Origin of the sequence: Paraburkholderia monticola, assembly GCF_001580545.1 — a bacterium.
Lineage (GTDB): Bacteria > Pseudomonadota > Gammaproteobacteria > Burkholderiales > Burkholderiaceae > Paraburkholderia > Paraburkholderia monticola.
The window spans coordinates 215491-235809 of the sequence record NZ_LRBG01000004.1; the positions used below are offsets into that span (position 1 = coordinate 215491).

General features: G+C 63.4%; 19 protein-coding genes. 7 read left to right on the top strand and 12 right to left on the bottom strand.

What is annotated here, in order from left to right; all coding sequences use genetic code 11:
• Positions 1-104: 104 nt before the first annotated feature.
• Both CI15_RS05885 and CI15_RS05890 read right to left on the bottom strand, forming a co-directional pair.
• Positions 105-1820, bottom strand: a complete 1716-nt coding sequence (locus tag CI15_RS05885; protein WP_062125195.1) for a GMC family oxidoreductase — start codon at positions 1818-1820, stop codon at positions 105-107.
• Positions 1821-1946: 126 nt separating this feature from the next.
• The gene (locus CI15_RS05890) at positions 1947-3500 is read right to left on the bottom strand and encodes a CoA-acylating methylmalonate-semialdehyde dehydrogenase (RefSeq protein WP_062125197.1); all 1554 of its coding nucleotides are present in this window, start codon (positions 3498-3500) and stop codon (positions 1947-1949) included.
• Positions 3501-3645: 145 nt separating this feature from the next.
• Between CI15_RS05890 and CI15_RS05895 the strand changes: the two genes are divergently transcribed.
• Positions 3646-4545 carry a LysR family transcriptional regulator gene (locus CI15_RS05895; RefSeq protein WP_062125199.1) on the top strand — a complete coding sequence of 300 codons (900 nt, stop codon included), beginning with the start codon at positions 3646-3648 and terminating at the stop codon, positions 4543-4545.
• Positions 4546-4786: 241 nt separating this feature from the next.
• Positions 4787-5323, top strand: a complete 537-nt coding sequence (locus CI15_RS05900; RefSeq protein WP_062125201.1) for a class IV adenylate cyclase — start codon at positions 4787-4789, stop codon at positions 5321-5323.
• Between the two features lie 86 nt (positions 5324-5409).
• Here CI15_RS05900 and CI15_RS05905 read toward each other — a convergent pair whose 3' ends face one another.
• Positions 5410-5901, bottom strand: coding sequence for an Lrp/AsnC family transcriptional regulator (locus CI15_RS05905; RefSeq protein WP_062126110.1), 492 nt, complete (start codon positions 5899-5901; stop codon positions 5410-5412).
• A gap of 150 nt (positions 5902-6051) precedes the next feature.
• Here CI15_RS05905 and phhA point away from each other — a divergent pair, with 150 nt between their 5' ends.
• Positions 6052-6945 (top strand): phenylalanine 4-monooxygenase, encoded by an 894-nt coding sequence (gene phhA, locus CI15_RS05910; RefSeq protein ID WP_062125203.1) that lies wholly within the window; start codon positions 6052-6054, stop codon positions 6943-6945.
• Between the two features lie 93 nt (positions 6946-7038).
• A complete protein-coding gene (locus CI15_RS05915) occupies positions 7039-7362 on the top strand; it encodes a 4a-hydroxytetrahydrobiopterin dehydratase (protein WP_277621027.1) in 324 nt (107 codons plus the stop codon).
• A gap of 95 nt (positions 7363-7457) precedes the next feature.
• On the opposite strand, the gene CI15_RS05920 is transcribed toward CI15_RS05915, so the two are convergent.
• Positions 7458-7682 carry a DUF3717 domain-containing protein gene (locus tag CI15_RS05920; RefSeq protein ID WP_013090979.1) on the bottom strand — a complete coding sequence of 75 codons (225 nt, stop codon included), beginning with the start codon at positions 7680-7682 and terminating at the stop codon, positions 7458-7460.
• A 152-nt stretch (positions 7683-7834) separates the two neighbouring features.
• Here CI15_RS05920 and CI15_RS05925 point away from each other — a divergent pair, with 152 nt between their 5' ends.
• Together CI15_RS05925 and CI15_RS05930 are read left to right on the top strand one after the other, a co-directional pair.
• Positions 7835-8521 carry a response regulator gene (locus tag CI15_RS05925; protein WP_013090980.1) on the top strand — a complete coding sequence of 229 codons (687 nt, stop codon included), beginning with the start codon at positions 7835-7837 and terminating at the stop codon, positions 8519-8521.
• A 155-nt stretch (positions 8522-8676) separates the two neighbouring features.
• Complete coding sequence (locus CI15_RS05930; protein WP_062125207.1) at positions 8677-10191, top strand: sensor histidine kinase; 1515 nt, start codon at positions 8677-8679, stop codon at positions 10189-10191.
• Positions 10192-10223: 32 nt separating this feature from the next.
• Here CI15_RS05930 and CI15_RS05935 read toward each other — a convergent pair whose 3' ends face one another.
• The 8 genes from CI15_RS05935 to mnmC form a co-directional block, all read right to left on the bottom strand.
• The gene (locus CI15_RS05935; RefSeq protein WP_062125209.1) at positions 10224-10757 is read right to left on the bottom strand and encodes an SET domain-containing protein; all 534 of its coding nucleotides are present in this window, start codon (positions 10755-10757) and stop codon (positions 10224-10226) included.
• A gap of 212 nt (positions 10758-10969) precedes the next feature.
• Positions 10970-12082 carry an NADH:flavin oxidoreductase/NADH oxidase gene (locus CI15_RS05940; protein ID WP_062125211.1) on the bottom strand — a complete coding sequence of 371 codons (1113 nt, stop codon included), beginning with the start codon at positions 12080-12082 and terminating at the stop codon, positions 10970-10972.
• Positions 12083-12191: 109 nt separating this feature from the next.
• Positions 12192-12905: a glutamine amidotransferase gene (locus tag CI15_RS05945; protein ID WP_062125213.1), complete on the bottom strand. Its 714-nt coding sequence runs from the start codon at positions 12903-12905 to the stop codon at positions 12192-12194.
• 145 nt (positions 12906-13050) lie between these two features.
• The gene (locus CI15_RS05950) at positions 13051-13689 is read right to left on the bottom strand and encodes a MarR family winged helix-turn-helix transcriptional regulator (RefSeq protein WP_062125215.1); all 639 of its coding nucleotides are present in this window, start codon (positions 13687-13689) and stop codon (positions 13051-13053) included.
• Positions 13690-14260: 571 nt separating this feature from the next.
• The gene (locus tag CI15_RS05955) at positions 14261-15376 is read right to left on the bottom strand and encodes a YbdK family carboxylate-amine ligase (RefSeq protein ID WP_062125217.1); all 1116 of its coding nucleotides are present in this window, start codon (positions 15374-15376) and stop codon (positions 14261-14263) included.
• Positions 15377-15463: 87 nt separating this feature from the next.
• A complete protein-coding gene (locus tag CI15_RS05960; RefSeq protein ID WP_062125219.1) occupies positions 15464-16669 on the bottom strand; it encodes a cation:proton antiporter in 1206 nt (401 codons plus the stop codon).
• Between the two features lie 108 nt (positions 16670-16777).
• Positions 16778-17221 (bottom strand): hypothetical protein, encoded by a 444-nt coding sequence (locus CI15_RS37125; protein WP_153041055.1) that lies wholly within the window; start codon positions 17219-17221, stop codon positions 16778-16780.
• A gap of 374 nt (positions 17222-17595) precedes the next feature.
• On the bottom strand, positions 17596-19563 hold the full coding sequence (gene mnmC / locus CI15_RS05965; protein ID WP_062125221.1) for a bifunctional tRNA (5-methylaminomethyl-2-thiouridine)(34)-methyltransferase MnmC2/FAD-dependent 5-carboxymethylaminomethyl-2-thiouridine(34) oxidoreductase MnmC1: 1968 nt from the start codon (positions 19561-19563) through the stop codon (positions 17596-17598).
• Positions 19564-19998: 435 nt separating this feature from the next.
• On the opposite strand from mnmC, the gene CI15_RS05970 reads away from it, so the two are divergent.
• Positions 19999-20277, top strand: a complete 279-nt coding sequence (locus tag CI15_RS05970; protein ID WP_006050811.1) for an HU family DNA-binding protein — start codon at positions 19999-20001, stop codon at positions 20275-20277.
• Positions 20278-20319: the final 42 nt, after the last annotated feature.

The window sequence follows — 20319 nt, forward strand, 5'->3', positions numbered from 1 at the left end:
GTGAATGAGGCCCACGCCGTGCGTACACGACGCGCGATTCACATGCGTCACATGATGGCGGAAAACATGACCGATGCGCTCTTGCGGCATGTCACGCATGCGTGTCACACAGCCGACATCGACGCAGCGACACTCGCTTGCACGGCCATGCTGCCGTTCACGCGCGCACGGCGATCTTCGCGGATCATGTCGCTCGCGCGCTCGGCGATCATCAGCGTCGGCGAATTCGTGTTGCCCGACGTGATGTTCGGCATCACCGAAGCATCGACGACACGCAAGCCTTCCACTCCGAGAACACGTAGCCGGTTGTCGACGACCGCGGCGGGATCGTCCCGCGTGCCCATGCGGCAGGTGCCGACCGGATGGAAGATCGTCGTGCCGACCGCGCCCGCGGCCTGCTGCAATTCTTCTTCGCTCTGATACTGGAGGCCCGGCAGCATCTCCCGCGGCTGATAACGCGCAAGCGCGGGTGCCGCCACGATGCGACGTGTGAGACGCAGCGCGTTCGCGGCGACGTGGCGGTCGTAATCGGTCGACAGATAGTTCGGCGCGATCAACGGCGGCGCAGATGCATCGGCCGAGCCGATATGGATGCTGCCGCGCGACGTAGGGCGCAACTGGCACACCGATGCCGTGAACGCATTGAAGCGATGCAGCGGTTCGCCGAACCGGTCGAGCGACAAAGGCTGCACGTGATACTCGAGATCGGGTCGCGTGAGCGAGCGATCGCCGACATCGGATTTCGCGAACGCGCCGAGTTGCGATGGCGACATCGACATCGGTCCGCTCCGAAACAGCGCGTACTGCATGCCGATCATCAGCTTGCCCCACCAGTGCGCGGACATCGTATTCAGCGTGCGCACGCCCTGCACCTGATACGCCATGCGCAGTTGCAGATGATCCTGCAGATTTTCCCCGACGCCGCGCAGATCCTGCACGACCTCGATGCCGAGATTCTGCAGACGCGCGCCATCGCCCACGCCGGACAGTTCGAGCAGTTGCGGCGAGTTGACTGCGCCTGCGCAAAGAAGCACTTCACAACGCGCTTTGGCGAGATAGTCGACGTCGCCGCCACGATATTCGACCCCGGTGCAGCGGCGACCGTCGAACACGACACGTTGCGTCTGGGCACCGGTGATGACCGTCAGATTTCCCCGCTTCAACGCCGGCCGCAAGAATGCCTTCGACGCATTCCAGCGAATGCCGCGTTTCTGATTGACGTCGAAGTAGCCAACGCCCGTGTTGTCGCCGCGATTGAAGTCGTCGGTGGCGGGGATGCCGGTTTGCTGCGCGGCTTGTGCGAACTCTTCGAGAATCCTCCATTTGAGGCGCTGCTTTTCGACGCGCCACGGTCCACCCGCGCCGTGCGCTTCGGTGGCGCCGCCGTGGTGATCCTCGCTGCGCTTGAAGACCGGCAGCACCGCGTTCCATGACCACGCGCTGTCGTTCGTCACGCGCGCCCATTCGTCGTAGTCTTCACGCTGGCCGCGCATATAGATCATGCCGTTGATCGACGAACTGCCGCCGAGCACGCGTCCCCGTGGATACGATAGCGCGCGACCGTTCAGACCCGGCTCCGCCTGCGTCTTGTACAGCCAGTCAGTGCGCGGATTGCCGATGCAGTACAGGTAGCCGACCGGCACGTGAATCCAGTGGTAGTCGTCCTTGCCGCCGGCTTCGAGCAGCAGCACGTGGACGTCGGGATCTTCGGTGAGCCGGTTCGCGAGCACGCAACCCGCGGTGCCGGCGCCGACGATGATGTAGTCGAATTCGCCTTCGAGTCGCCGTGCGGCGCGGGGCGTACTGTCGGTATGACGCATCGTTCAGTCTCCTAAGCATTTTCGTGGCGCAAGCGTGGACGCCTGATCGCTTCCACGCATGCGCGACGATGCGCTTTTATTTTTGGTTGGCTCCCTTGCGGACCAGAAGTGCGCGAGGGCGCCCGGTCACTTGGCGACCGGCATCGTGAACTCGGCGCCCTTGGCGATGCTGTCGGGCCAGCGCTGCATGATGCTCTTGTAGCGCGTATAGAAGCGCACGCCTTCCTCGCCATACGCGTGATGATCGCCAAACAGAGACTTCTTCCAGCCGCCGAACGAATGCCAGGCCATCGGCACCGGTATCGGCACGTTGATGCCCACCATGCCGATCTCGATCTGCCGCGAGAACGCGCGCGCAATGCCGCCATCGGACGTGAACAGCGACACGCCGTTCGCGAACTGATTCGCGTTGATCAACTCGACCGCAGAGGCGAAGTCAGGCACGCGCACGACGCACAGCACCGGTCCGAAAATCTCCTCGCGATAGATCTTCATGTCGGTCGAGACATCGTCGAACAGCGTGCCGCCGAGGAAGAAACCCTTCTCGTGCCCCGCGACCTGATGGCCGCGTCCATCGACGACGAGCTTCGCGCCCGCCGCGACGCCAGCGTCGATATAGCCGACCACCTTGTCGCGATGCGCGCCGGTGACGAGCGGCCCCATCTCCGCCGCGGCTTCCATGCCGTTGAGAATCTTCAGACTCTCCACGCGCGGCGTCAGACGCTCGATCAGCTCATCGGCGATATGCCCCACCGCGACTGCCACCGAAATCGCCATGCAGCGCTCGCCTGCCGAGCCGTAGGCCGCGCCGATCAGGGCGTCGACGGCCTGATCGAGATCGGCGTCGGGCATCACGACGAGGTGATTCTTCGCTCCGCCCAGGGCCTGGACGCGCTTGCCGTGCCGGGTGCCTTCCGTATAGATGTATTCGGCGATCGGCGTCGAGCCGACGAACGACAGCGCGCTGACTTCCGGATGCACGAGCAGCGCATCGACCGCCACCTTGTCGCCATGCACGACGTTGAACACGCCGTCCGGCAGCCCCGCTTCCTTCAGCAGTTCGGCGAGCCGGTTCGACGCGGACGGATCGCGTTCGGACGGCTTCAGCACGAAGGTGTTGCCGCACGCGATCGCGACCGGGAACATCCAGCACGGCACCATCATCGGGAAATTGAACGGCGTGATGCCTGCGACCACGCCGATCGGCTGACGCAGATTCCAGTTGTCGATCCCGCCGCCGATCTGATCGGTGAAATCCGTCTTCAGCAGATTCGGAATGCCGCACGCGAATTCGACGATCTCGATGCCGCGCATCACCTCGCCCTTCGCGTCGGAAAACACCTTGCCGTGCTCACGCGTAATCAGCTCCGCGAGTTCGTCGTGATGACGGTCGAGCAATTCCTTGAACTTGAACAGCACGCGCGCACGTTTGATCGGCGCGGTTTCGCTCCATGCGGGAAATGCGGCTTTCGCGGCGGCGACCGCGGCGTCCACCTCGGCGACGCTCGCGAGCGGCACGCGCGAGCTGACGCTGCCGAGCGCCGGATTGAAGACGTCGCCGAAGCGGCCGCTCGTGCCTTCGACGGGCTTGCCGTTGATGAAATGACTCAACGCGCGCGGGACCGCCGCGCTGCGTGCGACTTCGTTCGGCGCAGTTTCGTTGGGATATGTCTCGCTCATCTCGTTCCTCGTCCTGTGAAATCGTCCGCTTCGCGCGTGATACCGCGCGCCAAAAGCGTGCTGAACGCCAAGCGTACGGCGCTTGCAGGCGACAAATCCAATGAGTAATGCTCAACTGCGCTATAAGGCGCGCTAATATCAGGTTATGGATCTGACTCTGCTTAGGGCTTTCGCCACCGTCGCACGCGAGGGCAACCTCACGCGTGCCGCGGTGCAACTGCATCTGACCCAACCCGCCGTCAGCCTGCAAATCAAGCACTTGCAGGAAGCACTCGGCGTGACGCTGTTCACGCGGACTTCGCACGGGCTGGCGCTCACGCGCGACGGTCAGGCGCTGCTGCCGCATGCCGAACGCGCGCTCGGCGCGGCGGCCGACGTGCAACGCGCGGCGCAGACGCTGCGCCAGGAAGTGCGTGGGCGGCTGCGTATCGGCACCATTCTCGACCCCGCGTTTCTGCGCCTCGGCGGTTTCCTGAAGCAGCTCGTCGAGACCTGGCCGCAGATCGAAACCGCGCTGCGCCACGGCATGTCGGGCTGGGTACGCGAGCAGATTCGCGCGGGCGAGCTCGACGTCGGCTACTACATCGGCCTGCCGTCCGACGACGACCCGCGCGACGGCGCCGCTTTTCACGCGATCACGCTCACCCACTTCCAGTACCGCGTGCTCGCCCCGGCAGGCTGGAAAGACCGCGTGAAGGGTGCGCGCGACTGGCGCTCGCTCGCGGCGCTGCCGTGGATCTGGACGCCGCCGGCGTCCGCCCACAACCGGCTGCTGTCGCGCTATTTCAGCGAGGCGGGTGTGAAGCCGGTCAAGGTGGCCGAGGTCGACCAGGAGCCGTCGATGCTCGATCTGGTCAAGTCGGGGGTCGGTCTGACGCTCGCGCGCGATGCGACGGCGATCGCCGAGGCGCACGCGCACGCGCTGACGATCGTCGATGGCATCACCGTGCCGACGCAGTTGAGCTTCATCACGCTAGAGGAGCGCAAGGAAGAGCCCGCGATCGCGGCGGCGTTGAAGCTGATCGAACAGCAGTGGGCCACCTGAGCGGAGGCGATCCGCCTCGCGTCGCGATATGAGTCGCGCTAATGCCCGCGCCTCGCGCGCCTGGCTGCGTGACTGAAACCGCTCCGTCACGAAGTTTTTGCTAGATTGTCGGTTTGCGCCCGCGCGGCGCCCTCGCTCCGCTTTCCGTTTCGCCTGACTTTGTCCTTCCCGGCGGCTTCTCCCCGGCAACACCGCCAACCCCGAAGCCGCAGGCCACTCCATCCACCCACAGGAGCCTGACATGGCACGCAATATCGAAATCAAAGCCCGCGCCCAGCATTTCGACCAACTGCTCGAACGCGCCGCGCAACTCGCGACGGAGGCGCCTTTGATCTTTCGCCAGCAGGACTTTTTCTACGACGTGCCGCGCGGCCGCCTGAAGCTGCGCCAGTTCGACGACGGCACGCCGGCCGAGCTGATCTTCTACCAGCGCGATGACCGCGACGGCCCGAAGGCGTCGTACTACACGCGCAGCCCGGTGACGAATCCCGAGGCGATGCATGCGCTGCTCGCGACCGCACTGACGACGCGCGGCATCGTCTCGAAGGAACGGCACGTGTATCTGAGCGGACGCACGCGGATTCACCTCGATCGCGTCGACGGTCTCGGCGATTTCATCGAACTCGAAGTGGTGCTCGCGCAGGACGACGACGAGGAAGGCGGCCACGCCGAAGCGCACGCGATGTTCAAACGTCTCGGCGTGTCCGAAGCGGATCTGGTCCCGGTCGCGTACGTCGATCTGCTCAATGCCGAAGACGAGCCGAAGCAGGCGGCATAAACATCGCGTCACCCCGGGGGCCGCGGCACGACACGCGCGGCTCCTGCTTCCGTCCCCTCGGCGCTTCCCGCCGCATCCTCAAACCCTCAACCCGCCGCCGCTCCCGGCGCCAGATGCCCGAGCGGCAACGGGCCATTGCGCTTGAACGTGGTCAGCACGATATTCGAGCGCACGCTATCGACGCCCGGCACACGCATCAGCTTCTTCATCACGAAAGTCGACAGGTAGTTCAGATCCGGCGCGACGATCCGCAGCAGATAATCGGCGTCGCCGACGACTGCGTGACATTCGAGCACTTCGGGCAGCACGTCGATCTGCTGTTGAAACTGTTCGATGATCGAATCGCCGTGATGCTTCAGCTTCAGGCTCGTGAAAGCGGTGACGCCGAGCCCAAGCTTCTCTTGCCGCAACACGACGCGATAGCCGTCCACCACGCCAATCTGTTCCAGCCGCTGCAAGCGCCGCCCGATCTGCGACGGCGACAGCGGCACCTGCTCGGCCAGTTGCTGATGCGTGGCGCGGCCAAAGCGCTGCAGCACGTCGAGTAGCGCGAGATCGAAGTGATCGAGTTCCAGCATGGTCATTTCCCGCATGTAATTGCCATTTGATGCACGATTATTGCATATCGACGCGCCATCACGCCAATCTTGCGCCCCTCCCGCGTGCACCTCGCTCTACACTCGCATTCATCGACCTAAAAAGATTCACCTCGTCAAAGCAGCTTCGCCATGTCCACCGCCGCCAGCACCGCCAAACTGAAAGAACAGTTCGACGCCGGTCTCGAAACCCGCGCCGACTTTACGATCGACCAGCCGCTCGAACGCTACGGCGCGGTCGACCACGCGGTCTGGCAACAGCTGTACGCACGGCAAACGGCCTTGCTCGAGGGCCGCGTCTGCGATGAATTCCTCGCCGGGGTCGAGCGTATCGGCCTGCCGTCCGGGCGCGTGCCGTCCTTCGACGAAGTCAACGCGAAGCTCACGCCCGCGACGGGCTGGCGCATCGTCGCGGTGCCGGGCCTCGTGCCGGATCAGGTGTTTTTCGAGCATCTCGCGAATCGCCGCTTTCCGGTCACGTGGTGGATGCGTCGCCCGGATCAGCTCGACTATCTGCAGGAACCGGACTGCTTTCACGATCTGTTCGGCCATGTGCCGCTGCTGATCAACCCGGTCTTCGCCGACTACATGCACGCGTATGGACGCGCCGCGCTCGCGGCCAATGACGCGGGCGCGCTGCCGCTGCTCGCGCGGCTCTATTGGTACACAGTGGAGTTCGGACTGATTCGCGATGCCGCGAGCCCGAACGGCGTGAAAATCTACGGCGCGGGCATCGTGTCGAGCAGGGGCGAGACGCTGTACAGCCAGCAAAGCGCGGCGCCCAACCGGCTAGGCTTCGCGCTGGCACGCGTGATGCGCACGCGCTATCGCATCGACACTTTCCAAAAAACCTACTTCGTCATCGATGACTTCGCGCAGCTGTTCGGCGTCGCGCAAACCGACTTCGCGCCGCTGCTGACGAGACTCGCCGACGCTTCCGCCTACGCCGCGGGCGACGTCCTCGCGAGCGACTGCGTGATCACGCGCGGAACTCGCGAAGGCTGGCTCGCCGGCGGCGACGTTTGAGCGCCAAGCCGGCGCACGCCGACCCGAGGCGAGCGCGCGGCGCCGGTTTCGTAACCATGAAAAAATATCGGCTGCGCCCGCCCGCCGGCGAGCCTGTTCGACCAGCGAGGCAAGACCATGATTCAGAAACTGACTTCCGACGAACGAACCCAGCAACTGGCGAAACTGAATCGCTGGGAAAGCGTGACGGAGCGTGACGCGATCCGCCGCACATTCGAGTTCGCCGACTTCAACGAGGCGTTCGGCTTCATGACGCGCGTCGCGATCAAGGCGCAGGAGATGGATCACCACCCCGAGTGGTTCAATGTGTACAACAAGGTCGAGATTACGCTGTCCACCCATGAAGCGAACGGCGTGACTGAACGCGACATCGCGCTTGCCGGGTTCATCGAAAGTATTACTGTGCAATACAAATAATTACCGGTTTTTATGCGTCTTTGTACACAACTTATTGGGTAATCAGGTCACAATGAAAGGGCAATGCAGGCAATTCCCTGGGTAAACCTTCAGTTCTACAGGCTATTCTTAAGTTGAACGTAAGCTTCCCACGCCTGCCTTGCAATCGGGTCGAAACGATCCAGTGATAGCGACTGCTGACGCTGTACAATCAGCAGCGCATACGGCTTGGAGAGTGCGCTTGCCTCCTTGCACAGCACGTGTTCGTCGCCGCTCGAAGGTGAGCGGGCGCGCCAGAAGTTGATCGCGGCTTCCAGTTCGTGAATGCTGATCTCGGACATGACTTCGTGATGGCTAGCAAGGCGCTTCGAGTCGGCTCGACAGTTGCGTCGTGGCGCGTTTTGCGTCGCTGCGCGCGCTGTTGCCTGTGCAGCAGGCGCCCCGGCGAACCGGTTGCCCACACGCCTAAACCCATTGTACTTGAGCGAAATCCATGCGACTCCTTCTGATCGAAGATGACCGCCCCATCGCACGCGGCATCCAAAGCAGTCTCGAACAAGCCGGCTTCACGGTCGACATGGTCCATGACGGCATCTTTGCCGAGCAGGCCCTCACGCAAAACCGCCACGAACTGGTGATCCTCGATCTGGGTCTGCCGGGCATCGACGGCATGACGCTGCTGTCGCGTTTCCGTCAGAGCAATCGCCACACACCCGTGATCATCCTGACCGCGCGCGACGAACTGAACGACCGCGTGCAAGGCCTGAATTCGGGCGCCGACGACTACATGCTCAAGCCGTTCGAACCGGCCGAACTCGAAGCGCGCATCCGCGCGGTGATGCGCCGCAGCGGTCCGCATGGCGACATGCCGCGTCCGGAAGTGTCGCTGGGTGGCGTCCGGCTCTCGGGCGTCGACCGCCGCATCTTCAACGACGACAAGCCGCTCGAGTTGTCACCGCGTGAATTCGCGGTGCTCGAAATGCTGCTGCTGCGTCACGGCCGCGTCGTCAGCAAGGCGCAACTGCAGGATCACCTGACGCACTTCGGCGGTGATCTCGGCGATACCGCGATTGAAGTCTACGTGCACCGCGTGCGCAAGAAGCTCGAGAACTGCCGTGTCGAAATCGTCACCGTGCGTGGCTTTGGCTACCTGTTGCAGGAAATCCGCCAAGCCGCATAATCGTCGTGAAGGCCGCGCCTTGTGTCGCGGCCTGACGGCGCCGGAGCGGCGCCGCGCATCGGCTGTGCCCGCCGCGCGCCGTGACCGCATCCGGACTGTCCCAGGGCGCGTCGCGCCGTTGTCTTCGCAGTTGCCACTTTCCCGCGCGTACGACCATGCACCAGCCGGCCGCCAATAGTCTGCGCCGCACGCTGCTGCGGCGCCTCGCTGCTCCCCTGTCGCTGCTCGCGCTGATGAGCGGCCTGATCGCCTACTGGCTCGCCTGGCAGTACACGCAGCACGTGGTCGACCGCTCGCTCGCGGACCTCGCGACCGCCATCTCCAAACAGATCCAGATTGCCGGACCGGAAGCGCCGATCACGGTGCCGCCGCTCGCGCAGGCCATGTTCTCCGACCCGGTCGAACATCTGGTCTACCGGATCAGCACCGGCGATGTCGAAATCGCCGGCGACAACAATCTGCCGCTGCAAGGCACCAACGTGCGCCGCATGCATTATGCGTACGTGTTCGAAACGCAGCACCAAGGCGTGACGGTGCGGGTCGCGCAGGTGCGGGTCGAACAACCGAGCGGCAATCCGATCGTCGTCGAAGTGGGCCAGCCCGTGCATCACCGCTTTCGCATCGCCGCCGAATTCCTGGTCGCGATCATGATGCCGCTGCTGCTGTTGCTGCTGGCCGGCTGGGTGATCGTGTGGCGCGTCGTCAATCAGCAGCTCAATCCGCTGACCGCGCTCGCCGATTCGCTGAACCGGCAGACGCACACGTCGCTCGAACCGGTCGACGAAACCTATGTGCCGGTCGAAATCCGTCCTCTGACGGGCGCGCTGAACGCGCTGCTCGATCGACTGAAAGCCGCCCTCGATGCGCAGCGCAAGTTCATCGCCGATGCCGCGCATCAGTTGCGCACGCCGCTCACCGCGGTGAAGCTGCATGCCGAGCAGGCAGCCGTCGCACGCGATCCGCAGCAGACGCTCGCGGCCGTGCGCGAGCTGCGCGCCGCGGCCGACCGCGCGGTGCGGCTGTCGAATCAATTGCTGTCGCTCGCGCGCGCCGAGCCGGGCGAGCAGGCGGCCCGCTTCGCCAATGTCGACATGGCGGCGCTCGCCTTCGACACCGGCGCAGAATGGGTGCCGCGTGCGCTCCGGGTACACGTGGATCTCGGCTTCCAGCGGCTCGACGATCCGTCGAACGATGATCCCTTGATGGCGCGCGGCAACCCGGTGCTGCTGCACGAAGTGATCGCGAATCTGCTCGATAACGCGCTGAAGTATGTGCCGCCCTCGCGCGCAGACGGCGGGCGTATCACGGTGACGGTTTCGCAGACCTTGATCGACGATCTGCGCATGGCTGAGATCATCGTCGAAGACAATGGGCCGGGCGTGCCGCGTTCGCAGCAGGTGGATCTGTTCAAGCGATTCTTCCGCGGCGACGGGCAGGCCGACGCGGGTGTCGACAGCGGCGCGGGTCTGGGCCTCGCGATCGTCCACGACATCATGGTGTTGCACCATGGCAGCGTGCATTACGAGGATGCGCCGGAGGGCGGCGCACGCTTTATCGTAAGGATCCCGTTGCTGCCGCCCGGCGCGTCCGCAATCGCGGCGGCCGCCAACGATGCCGACACGCGGCGCGCCACGAAAAAACCGGCGCACTCGGCGCCGGTCGATTTATAGGCATGTGAGCCGCCGCGCGCCCCTGCCGCGGCTTATTTCTTCTTCGCTTTCTTCGCCGATTTGCTCGACTTCTCCGGCTTGTCGGCGCCTTTGCCCGACTTGCCGCCGCCCTTGCCCTTCTCCGGCGGCGCCAGCATCGTGCCGCGACACTTGCGGGCGCCGCAGCGGCATTCGTATTCCTTCTTCAGCTTTTTCGTCTGACGCGCGTCGATCACAAGGCCGTAGTCGTAAAAGACTTCCTCGCCTTCCGCGATATCGCGCAGCGCATGCACGTAGACGTGCCCGTCGATTTCCTCGGCCTCGCAGTTTGGCGCGCACGAATGGTTGATCCAGCGCGCGCTATTGCCGTTCACCTTCCCGTCGATGACCTTGCCGTTATCCAGCGCGAAATAAAACGTGTGATTCGGTTCAGCGGGATTATGCGGATGACGGCGCAACGCTTCTTTCCAGCTAATCCGCTCGCCCTTGTATTCGATCAGCCGCTCGCCGGCCGCGATCGGCTCGAGAGCAAACACGCCTTTGCCGTGCACACCCGAACGGCGCACGGCGATCCTGCGTGAATTCATTGAATGAATCCTTGTGAAGAACTGGGGAATGAAGTCTGGCAATCGTCAGGCGCGTCTTGCGCGCGGCTTTTTCTGACGCGAATAGCAAACGCGGCGCCCTGCGAGCGCCGCGTCGACTTGCGACGCGCATCGCGTCACAACCGGCATCCTACACGCTGTCGACGGCTTCCTTCAACCGTCAGCCGATGCGTTCATTCAACCTGCGACGAGCGTCAGCGTTGACCGAACGAAATCTCCCCAAACAGCGCCTTCTGCTCGCGCGGTTGCGAACGCCAGTACTGCGGCGGCGCATCGACGGTTGCGCCGAGTTGAGCGGCGGCATGCCACGGCCAGCGCGGGTTATAGAGCAACGCGCGAGCCAGCGCGATCAGGTCGGCGTCGCCCGCTTCGATCAGTTGCTCGGCGTGCAACGGATCGGTGATGAGCCCCACGCCGATCGTCGTGAGACCGGTTGCGTGCTTGACCGCCCTGGCGAACGGAATCTGATAGCCGGGCTCGAGCGGAATTTTTTGCAACGGCGATACCCCGCCCGACGACACGTCGATCCAGTCGCAACCGCGCTTTTCCAGCTCGTGCGCAAATGCGATCGTGTCTTCGAGCGTCCAGCCGCCTTCGACCCAGTCGGTCGCCGACACGCGCACGCCGACCGGTTTGTCGGCAGGGAACGCGGCGCGCACGATGTCGAAGATTTCGAGCGGAAAACGCATGCGGTTTTCGAGCGAGCCGCCGTAGTCGTCGGTGCGCTGATTCGCGATCGGCGACAGGAACTGATGCAGCAGATAGCCGTGCGCGGCATGTACTTCCAGCGCATTGATGCCCAGACGCGCGGCTCGCCGCGCGGATGCGGCGAACGCCTCGCGAATCCGGTTCAGGCCGGCCACATCGAGCGCAAGCGGCGGCTCCTCGCCCGGTTTGTGCGGCAGCGCCGACGGCGCATGCGGCAGCCACCCGCCTTGCGACACCGGAATCAGCTGGCCGCCGTCCCACGGCACATGGCTCGACGCCTTGCGGCCCGCATGCGCCAGTTGCATCGTCACGGTGATATTCGAATGCTTGCGGATCGCGGCCAGCACCGGCACGAGCGCCTCTTCGGTCGCGTCATCCCACAAGCCGAGATCGCCGGGGGTGATACGGCCATCCGGCTCGACCGCGGTCGCTTCGATGCACAGCATCCCCGCGCCGGACAGCGCGAGACTGCCAAGGTGAATCATGTGCCACGCGACCGCTTCACCGCGTTCCGCGGAGTACTGGCACATCGGGGAGACGACGATACGATTGGGAAGCGTCACGCTACGCAGCGTGAGCGGAGAGAAAAGCGCGCTCATGGATGATGTCCGGTGAAAGCCCGAGAGCGATCGAGGATAGCACTGCAAGCGGTTTACTGCATGAACGTGGCGCCTGGCCGGGCGCTAGCGGGGCCATTCGGTCGGCCAATCAGGCCTTCGGCTCGACCTGATCGAGCCACTCGCCGAACATCCGGCACGCGGCGGCTTCGAGGGCGGGGCCGTATTGAGCGGTGTCGGCCCGCAACTGACGCGCGTCGATGCCGTGGCCGGCCAGTTCATTCGCATTCCCAATCAGCCAGGGCTCGAACCGGTCGGTGCGGATCTCGGGATGACACTGCAAGCCCAGCACGTGATCGCCCCAGGCGAAGGCCTGATTCTCGCAGGCCGGCGTCGATGCGAGACGGGTCGCGTTGGCGGGTAGTTCGAAGGTATCGCCGTGCCAATGCAGCATCGACGTATGAGCGCCATCCAGATGACGGAGCGGCGAGGCGCGGCCGGCATCCGTCAGCGTGAGCGGCGTCCAGCCGAGTTCGGCCTGAGCCGCGGGATAGACTCGCGCACCGAGCGCCCGCGCGACCAGCTGGGCGCCCAGACAGATGCCGAGCGTCGGCAGACCGGCCGCGATGCGCTTTTCGATCAACGACAGCAGCGGCGTGAGCGTGGGGTACAGCGCGTCGTCGGTGGCACTGATGGGGCCGCCGAGGACGACCAGCAGCGACGCCGCCACCGGATTGGGCGCCTCGATGCGGGCCACGCCCACGTCGAGATAACGGACCGGACGCCCGCGCTCGCCGAGCACGAGCTCGAGACTCCCCAGATCCTCGAAGTGCACATGGCGAATGGCCAGTACTTCCCGATTCATCGGCCTGCCCTATCCTCAGGTTAACTAACGACTTGCCGAGAGCGACTCTATCCTCACACGGCACCAGCCGGCAACGGCGGGAGGCTTGCGCCGCCCGCCGTTGCCGGCCAGGCCATGTTAGCGGATTGCCCCGGAAAACGTCGCGTTACTGGGCGAAGATTTTCCAGGTTTTCTTCTGGGTGGCGACGTCCGCGGTCTCGTGCACGGAGCAGTCAAGACGCAGATCGGTGTCCGACATGTTCAGGTCGAGCGCGGCGCAGTGATGCGGCGTCTTCTTCGGATTCTTGCTCGGCTGGAAATGCGTGCAGCTCAGGCACATGCGATGCGACGGCATCGTCTCTTGCGCTTCGAGCTGATAGATGGTCTTGAGCAGCGTGCGGTAGAACACGGCCTGCTCGTCGTCGCGCAGCGTGCCGACCGCCTTGGCCAGGAAGTCCGGCCATTGCGCGGCGCGCTTGGCAGCGGTGCGGCCACGCGAAGTCAGGCGTACCGCGAGCGCGCGACCGTCGTCGAGTGCGCGACGCTTTTCGACGAGGCCCTTGGTTTCGAGCGTGCTCACCGCATCGCTGGTGGTCGCGGCGGTCAGCGCCGTTTCACGCGCGATTTCGCCGAGACGCATTGGCCCCTTGCGTTGCATCAATAGCACGAGGATTTCGCCCTGGGTCGGCGTCAGGCCTGCGCCTTCCGCCCATTCCCAAGCCTGGCTTCGCATCGCCGTGCTCAATCGCAAGAGGCTGTGGGTCACTCGCCCGGTTGCCTGTTCTCCGTATACGCCTTCGCTCATAATCTTCGATTCGTTTATTTACCGCTTTGGTGCGATGCCGGCGACTGCCTGCCGGGATACGCCCGTTGCGTGTGTGGGGTCGCTTCGCCCAACCGTGGATGAAGCCGTTGGTACTATCTCAAAAATACACCGCCTTGGAGGTCTCTGGCGGCGAAAAACGACATTCTATGCGAGAGCTGCAAATCGTACAGCTAACTTATCCAACGGGAGCTGTGGATAAGCAGGGGAAAACGCCTGGACAGCCTGTGTACTGTTTCGCAACAAGCACTTGGAGCGTGTCGAACGTTTCCTCGGTTGCGCTTGCCGGTCGTGGCCGACGCGTGTTTTCCAAGCCCAGTTATCATTTCCCCAGCGCGTTGACTTTGCAAGAAATTATTCAGTTGTCCACAGGCTTCGGCAATGCCTGCTTACGACTACTACGCCTGTATACGTAAACTTTCGGCAAACCTGAAGGGTTGCGGGCGTAAAAAATCATAAAAATTTTCTTACGAAAAAAAACCCGCACAGGGCGGGTTTCCTCGAAACGTCGCGTACGAAGCGCACGCAAGCGGGTTTCATCAGGTATTCGCGACTACGCGCGCCACTGCAAACACTGCTGCCGCACCGCTTCGTGCAAGGACTTTTCCTGCGCAAACACGCTGCGCAGCCATGTCGCGTCATTGACCTGACCACGCGCGATCGCGCCGATTTCGGCCAGCGCGTTGACCGAACCGAGGGCCTGCGCATGCGGTCCGATCCGCTCGAGCGTTTCGAGGATGTCCTCGGAAATCGTCTTGCGTTCACCGGTTTGCGGATCGATGCAGGTGCCGCCGAGTCCGAAGCGGCAGGCTTCGAAACGGTTGAACGTGTAGACCAGATAGTCGTCTTCCTTCGGCGTGATCGGCTTGTCGAGAAGCAGATGACGCGCAAGCGTCTGGATGTAGCAGGCGATCGCCGCGGCGCGATCCACCGAAAACGGCGTATCCATCACCCGTACTTCGATCGTGCCGAAGCCCGGCTTCGGGCGAATATCCCAGTAGAAATCCTTCATGCTGTTGACCACACCCGTGTGGACCATCTTCGAGAAATACTCCTCGAAGCTGTCCCACGTCAGCACGAACGGCGCGCGCCCCGACAGCGGAAACGCGAACACGGAATTCAGTCGTGCCGAATGAAATCCGGTATCGACGCCCTGTACGAAAGGCGAAGATGCCGACAGCGCAATGAAATGCGGGATGAAGCGCGACATCGAATGCAGCAGATACAGCGCGCTGTTCGGATTCGGGCAACCGATGTGCACGTGCTGGCCGAACACCGTGAACTGCTTCGCCAGATAGCCGTACAGCTCGGAAAGATACTGGAAGCGAGGCGTATCGACGATCTGCCGCTCGCTCCATTGCTGGAACGCATGCGTGCCGCCGCCGCACAGACCGACGTTCAGATGATCGGCCGCCGACACCAGCGTGTCGCGAATCTTGTGCAGATCGGTGACCGCCTGCTCATGCGAAGTGCAGATGCCGGTCGACAGCTCGATCATGCTTTCGGTGATTTCCGGCGTGATATTGCCGGGGATTTTTTCGTCCTTGATGAGACGCAGCAGATCCGTGCCGGCTTTGGTCAGATCATAGTCGTGTGTATTGACGATCTGCATTTCGAGTTCGATACCGAACGTGAACGGTTTCGAATCGATGAAGGGTTCGAGTGACATGGCGTCCCCTGGGTCAGGTCGTTTGAGGCGAAAGTAGTGAAAACCGGGTCCGTGAAACGCGCGTGGCAACCCACGCGCGTTTCACGCTTAGTTTTCGCGCCGCTCGGACACGAGCGCGAGGCTGCGATAGACGAGCCACGGCCCGAGAATCTGCAGCACGAAAATCGAACACATGACGATCGCGCGCAGTTGCGGATCGAAATTCGGATACAGGTTGTACGTGTCGTCCACGAGCAGATACGCGAGTGCCGACATCGGCGACAGCGATAGCCCGAGCGCGACGCCCTGCTTCCAGTTCAGGCCGCTTGGCTTCGCGAACGCCAGCACGCCGACCAGCTTCGCAACGAGCCGCGCAACGATCAGGCCCAGCGCCGCGACTCCGCCCAACGCGATGTGCTTCCATTCGAACGACGTCAGCGTCAGCACGAACAGGATCACGGTCAGCAGCCAGCCCGCCGTGCCGAAATGCTCAGGCCACAACTGCGGACGCGCTTCGTGATTCTTCACGATGATGCCCGCGGCGAGCAACGCGAGAATAGTCGACAGCTTGAACAGGTGCGCAACGGCGATCGCGAGCAGCACGAGACCGAACAACGCGACGAACGAATGCTCGTCGTGCATGTTCAGCCGCCGATAGAAGAACGTGCAGGTGCGCGCGAGCAGATAGGCGAGCACGAGCGAGCCGACCAGCAGATACAACGGCTGCAGGATCGTCGCGAACACGTTGCCGTAAGCCTCCTGATGCAGCCAGCTCGACACGAGTTTTTCGATCACCACCGCGTACATGCTGTTCAGCGCGGTCAAGGTCAGAAGACGCTGCGTGACCTGCCCTTCGGCGCGCAGTTCGGTTTTGAGCTGGATCACCATCGCGGGCGAGGTCGCCATCGCGATGGCGGCCAGCACGGTCGCGACCATCAACGGCACGTGCAGAAACAGCAGCACCGGCAGCACCAGCACGAAAGTCAGCGTGGCTTCGGCGACGCTCGACAGGATCAGCCACGGATTTCGGCGGATCCAGCGCAGATCGAGCCGGCTGCCCAATTCGAACAGCAACAGGCCGAGCGCGACGTCGAGCAGCGGCCGCGCGGCGCTCGCGGAATCCGCATCGATCACGCCAAATCCGGCCGCGCCGGCCACGAGGCCGATCACCGCATAGCCGGAAATGCGCGGTAAACGCCACGCGCGAAAGCACAGCTCGCCGCACAGACCGGCAGCAAGCAACGCAAGTCCCGCCCAGAAAATGGCGTCAGGTGAAAGCGGCCACGCTGGCAGAAACGAAAACGCCGAATTCATCGTAATGGGTTCTCCTTGGCAGCAACGGCAGACGACACGAACCGGCGCACACGCACGCCGTGGCACGAGCGGAACGAGAGCGCTCGTTGTCGCAAGCGCTTCGCGAAGTCAGCGTTGCGAGGTTTCTATGATCGGATGATCGGAATGCGCCGCGGCCGCAAAGAACCGCACAGAGCCCGGCACATTCACGGATGCGGCTGTAGCAACAGGCACGGTGAAAGAACGCCGTCGACTTTGAATCAGATTCTGTTTGACCGGCACCGTTCCGTTGCTGCGTGTGCCATCAAACGCGATGGCACGACGCGGAAAAGAACGGGGATTGTGCCATAGCTTTTTCCGCGTTGACCGAAAAGACGTTAACTCGCAGGCAAAACGGTAAATAAGTACGTTATTTTCGCGACGTACGGAAAAAGCGACCTTTTTTCGAGACATCGCGTCAATTTCGCCGACGTCGCAAACGGCGAATCCGGGCACGAGTGTCACCGCTAAGTGTGTGATTTCGATGTGCGGTTTCGTCTGGGCTTTTCCCGCTCGGTTGTCGATGGACTTCAACGTATACGTGGTGCGGCGAGAAATCGGTTTACGCGAACTCGAACGCGATTCGGGCAGCCCGATAGGCGGGGCGTTAGCCCCCGGCTTTGCTGTTTACTGGTTTACCGTATGTATACGTAGTAACAGTTAACAAGCTGCCTCCGTTTCTGTGGATAACCCGGGTTTACTGAAATGAATCAGCAAGTTGCGGACCGCATAACCGGATGCACAGCGTGTGCGGCAACAGCCGGTATACAGGGGTAACTTTTTGGGTTTTTTCGCGACGGTCGAGTTACCCCGTTTACGTCCACAACGGTTCCACACGACTTGCGCTGGTTAACTGTGCGGTTATCCACAAGTTGCGGTGGATAAGCCGAGAGGGTGGTTTACGTCGGTTAACCGACCGTCCCCTGTCGCAACGCGCGCAGCAAAAAGCGCGCGGGGTCGATGTCCTCGGCAAGGTCGCGTTCGAGCGGCCACGGCTCGCCTTCGATTTGCGATGCAATCAGCTCGGCACCGAGCGCAGCCCACACCAGCCCGCGAGAACCGTAAGCGAATGCGCCGTACAGACCGTCGACGCGCGGCAGATCGAGCGGCCAGGCGCCGCGCAGGCGGGCCGCATCGCGCGTGGCGGCGGCTTCGTCGGCGAGCTGGCCGATCATCGGCATGCGGTCCGAGGTCACGCAGCGAAACGCGACGCGCCCGGCAAGCGAAGTCAGCGGCGTGCCATCGAGTACGCCGGTGAAGCCCGGCAGCATCTGCGCGACGCGCTCGATATTCTCGCGATGACCATCGGCGCGCAGCGACGTGTCGGGATCGTCGAGTTCATAGGTCGCGCCTGTCAGCGTGACGCCGTTCGCGAGCGGCACCGCGTAGCCTTCGCCGATCACCGGCAAGGCGAGCGGCGCGACCGTACCTGGCGGCAGCAGGCTCAGCTGACCGCGGATGCTGCGCGTCGGCGCATGACGCAAGCCGGCGATCTGGGCGGCTTCATGCGCGCCGGCGACGATCACGACTGGCGCTCGCGCAACCGGATTGCCCGCGATATCGAAGACGGTCCATTGATCGCCGGAACGTTCGAGCCGCGTGACCTCGACGCCGAAGCGTCGTTCGAGCAATCCGCCTGCCGATGCAAACTGCGCCGCGCACAGCGAGGCTGGATCGATCCAGCCGCCGTGCGGAAAGAACCAGCCGCCGCGCGTGAGGGGCATGCCGGCGAGTTGCGCGGCATCGGCCGCGCTGACTGGCGTGACGTAGTCGGACGGATAGTCGAACGTGGCGATGGCGTCGCCGATCGCGCGCGCTTCGTCGTCGTCCGCGGCGATCTGCAGCAAGCCGCGATCGCCGCGCGCGAGTTGATGCCCTGCCCGTTCGAGCACGGCCCAACGATTGAGCGCGTAAAGGAAGCCCGCACGCGTGACGCGCGACGCGACGCTGTCGTCGCGCGAAATCATCGGGTGGAACACGCCGGCTGGATTGCCCGACGCATCCTGTGCAACCGACGCATGCCGCTCGAGCGACGTCACGCGCCAGCCGCGTGCCGCCAGCCGTTCGATCACGGCGCACCCGGCCAGCCCGGCGCCGATCACGACCGCGTGCCGTTCGTCGTGCGCGAACGGCACAGGTGGCTCGTAACGGCGCACGCGCCAGCGCGGCGCGAAGCGGCCGACCAGCATCGCGCGTTTCCAGCCGAAGCCGCCGACCTTGCGATACTCGAAGCCGCATTGCGTCAATGCGCGTTTGACGTCGCCCGCGCTGCTGTAAGTGGCGAAGGTCGCGCCATCGCCCGCGGCGCGTGCCAACGCCTTGAAGATCGCCGGGCTCCACAGTTCGGGATTCTTCGCTGGCGCGAAGCCATCCAGATAGAACGCATCGGCACGCAGCCGCAACGTGGGCAGGCTGTCGAGCGCATCGGCGAAGATCAGCGTCAGCACGACGCGACCGCCTTCGAATTCGAGCCGGTGCGTGCCGGGCACGAGCATCGGCCAGGCGCTCGCGAGCGTGTCCGCCAGCTCGGCGATCAGCGGATCGGAGATCGTCTTTGCGTGGACGCGGCGCAGATCGGCCGCGCTAAATGGATGCTTCTCGGTGGACACGAAGTGCAGCCGCTCGCAGCGTGCCGGATCGGCGCGCCACGCGGCCCACGTGACGAGAAAGTTGATGCCGATGCCAAAGCCGGTTTCGAGCACGGTGAAGAGGCGACGGCTCTGCCATCGTTCGGGCAACTCGTTGCCATGCAGAAAGACGTGTTGAGCCTGCTCGAGCGCACCGACCGCGCTGTGATAGATGTCGTCGTAGAGCGGCGAAAAGAGGCTCCCGTTGTCGCGGAAAGCGAGGACGGCGGGGATCAGCGGATCGGTCATGCGCGATGGAAAAACACGCTCAAAAGGACGCTCGACAGAGCGGGTTCGATGGTCGGAGTCGGCGCGCGCGGCTCTCGACACGCGGCACACGACCCTTCGAGACACTTTGCTGCGTTGGCAAAAACCAACGCCAAGCCCCGCCAGGACTGGGTTTCAGCCCTCGTTTAGGGGGTGCTGAGGGGTGAATTGTCGATTTCCTTGCGAGAACGGCTCGAAAACCGCGAAATTCCTTGAAACCCTTATCCTGATTGGGTTTGCGCTGCGCTATCATAGCAAGCGCCGCGAAGGGCGCGGCAGCACGGCCGCCGCACAGTGTTTCGTCCGGCGCGACAGATCTTCAGGATCAGGGCCGCAGCTGCTCGACGGCGCGGCGCGCGCACTTATAATCGGCGCGGACGCGCTGTTCGTATCAACCTAACTCAGAAAGGAACCTTAATGAACAAACAGGAACTGATCGACGCTGTCGCAGGACAGACGGGCGCCAGCAAGGCTCAAACCGGTGAAACGCTGGACACGTTGCTTGAAGTAATCAAGAAGTCTGTGTCGAAGGGTGATGCGGTCCAGTTGATCGGCTTCGGTAGCTTTGGTTCGGGCAAGCGCGCAGCGCGTACGGGTCGCAACCCGAAAACCGGCGAAACTATTAAGATTCCGGCTGCCAAGACCGTCAAGTTCACGGCAGGCAAGGCGTTCAAGGACGCAGTCAACAAGCGCTAAGCAGACTACTGCCGGGCAGTTGACACCCGCGAGAAACCCGCC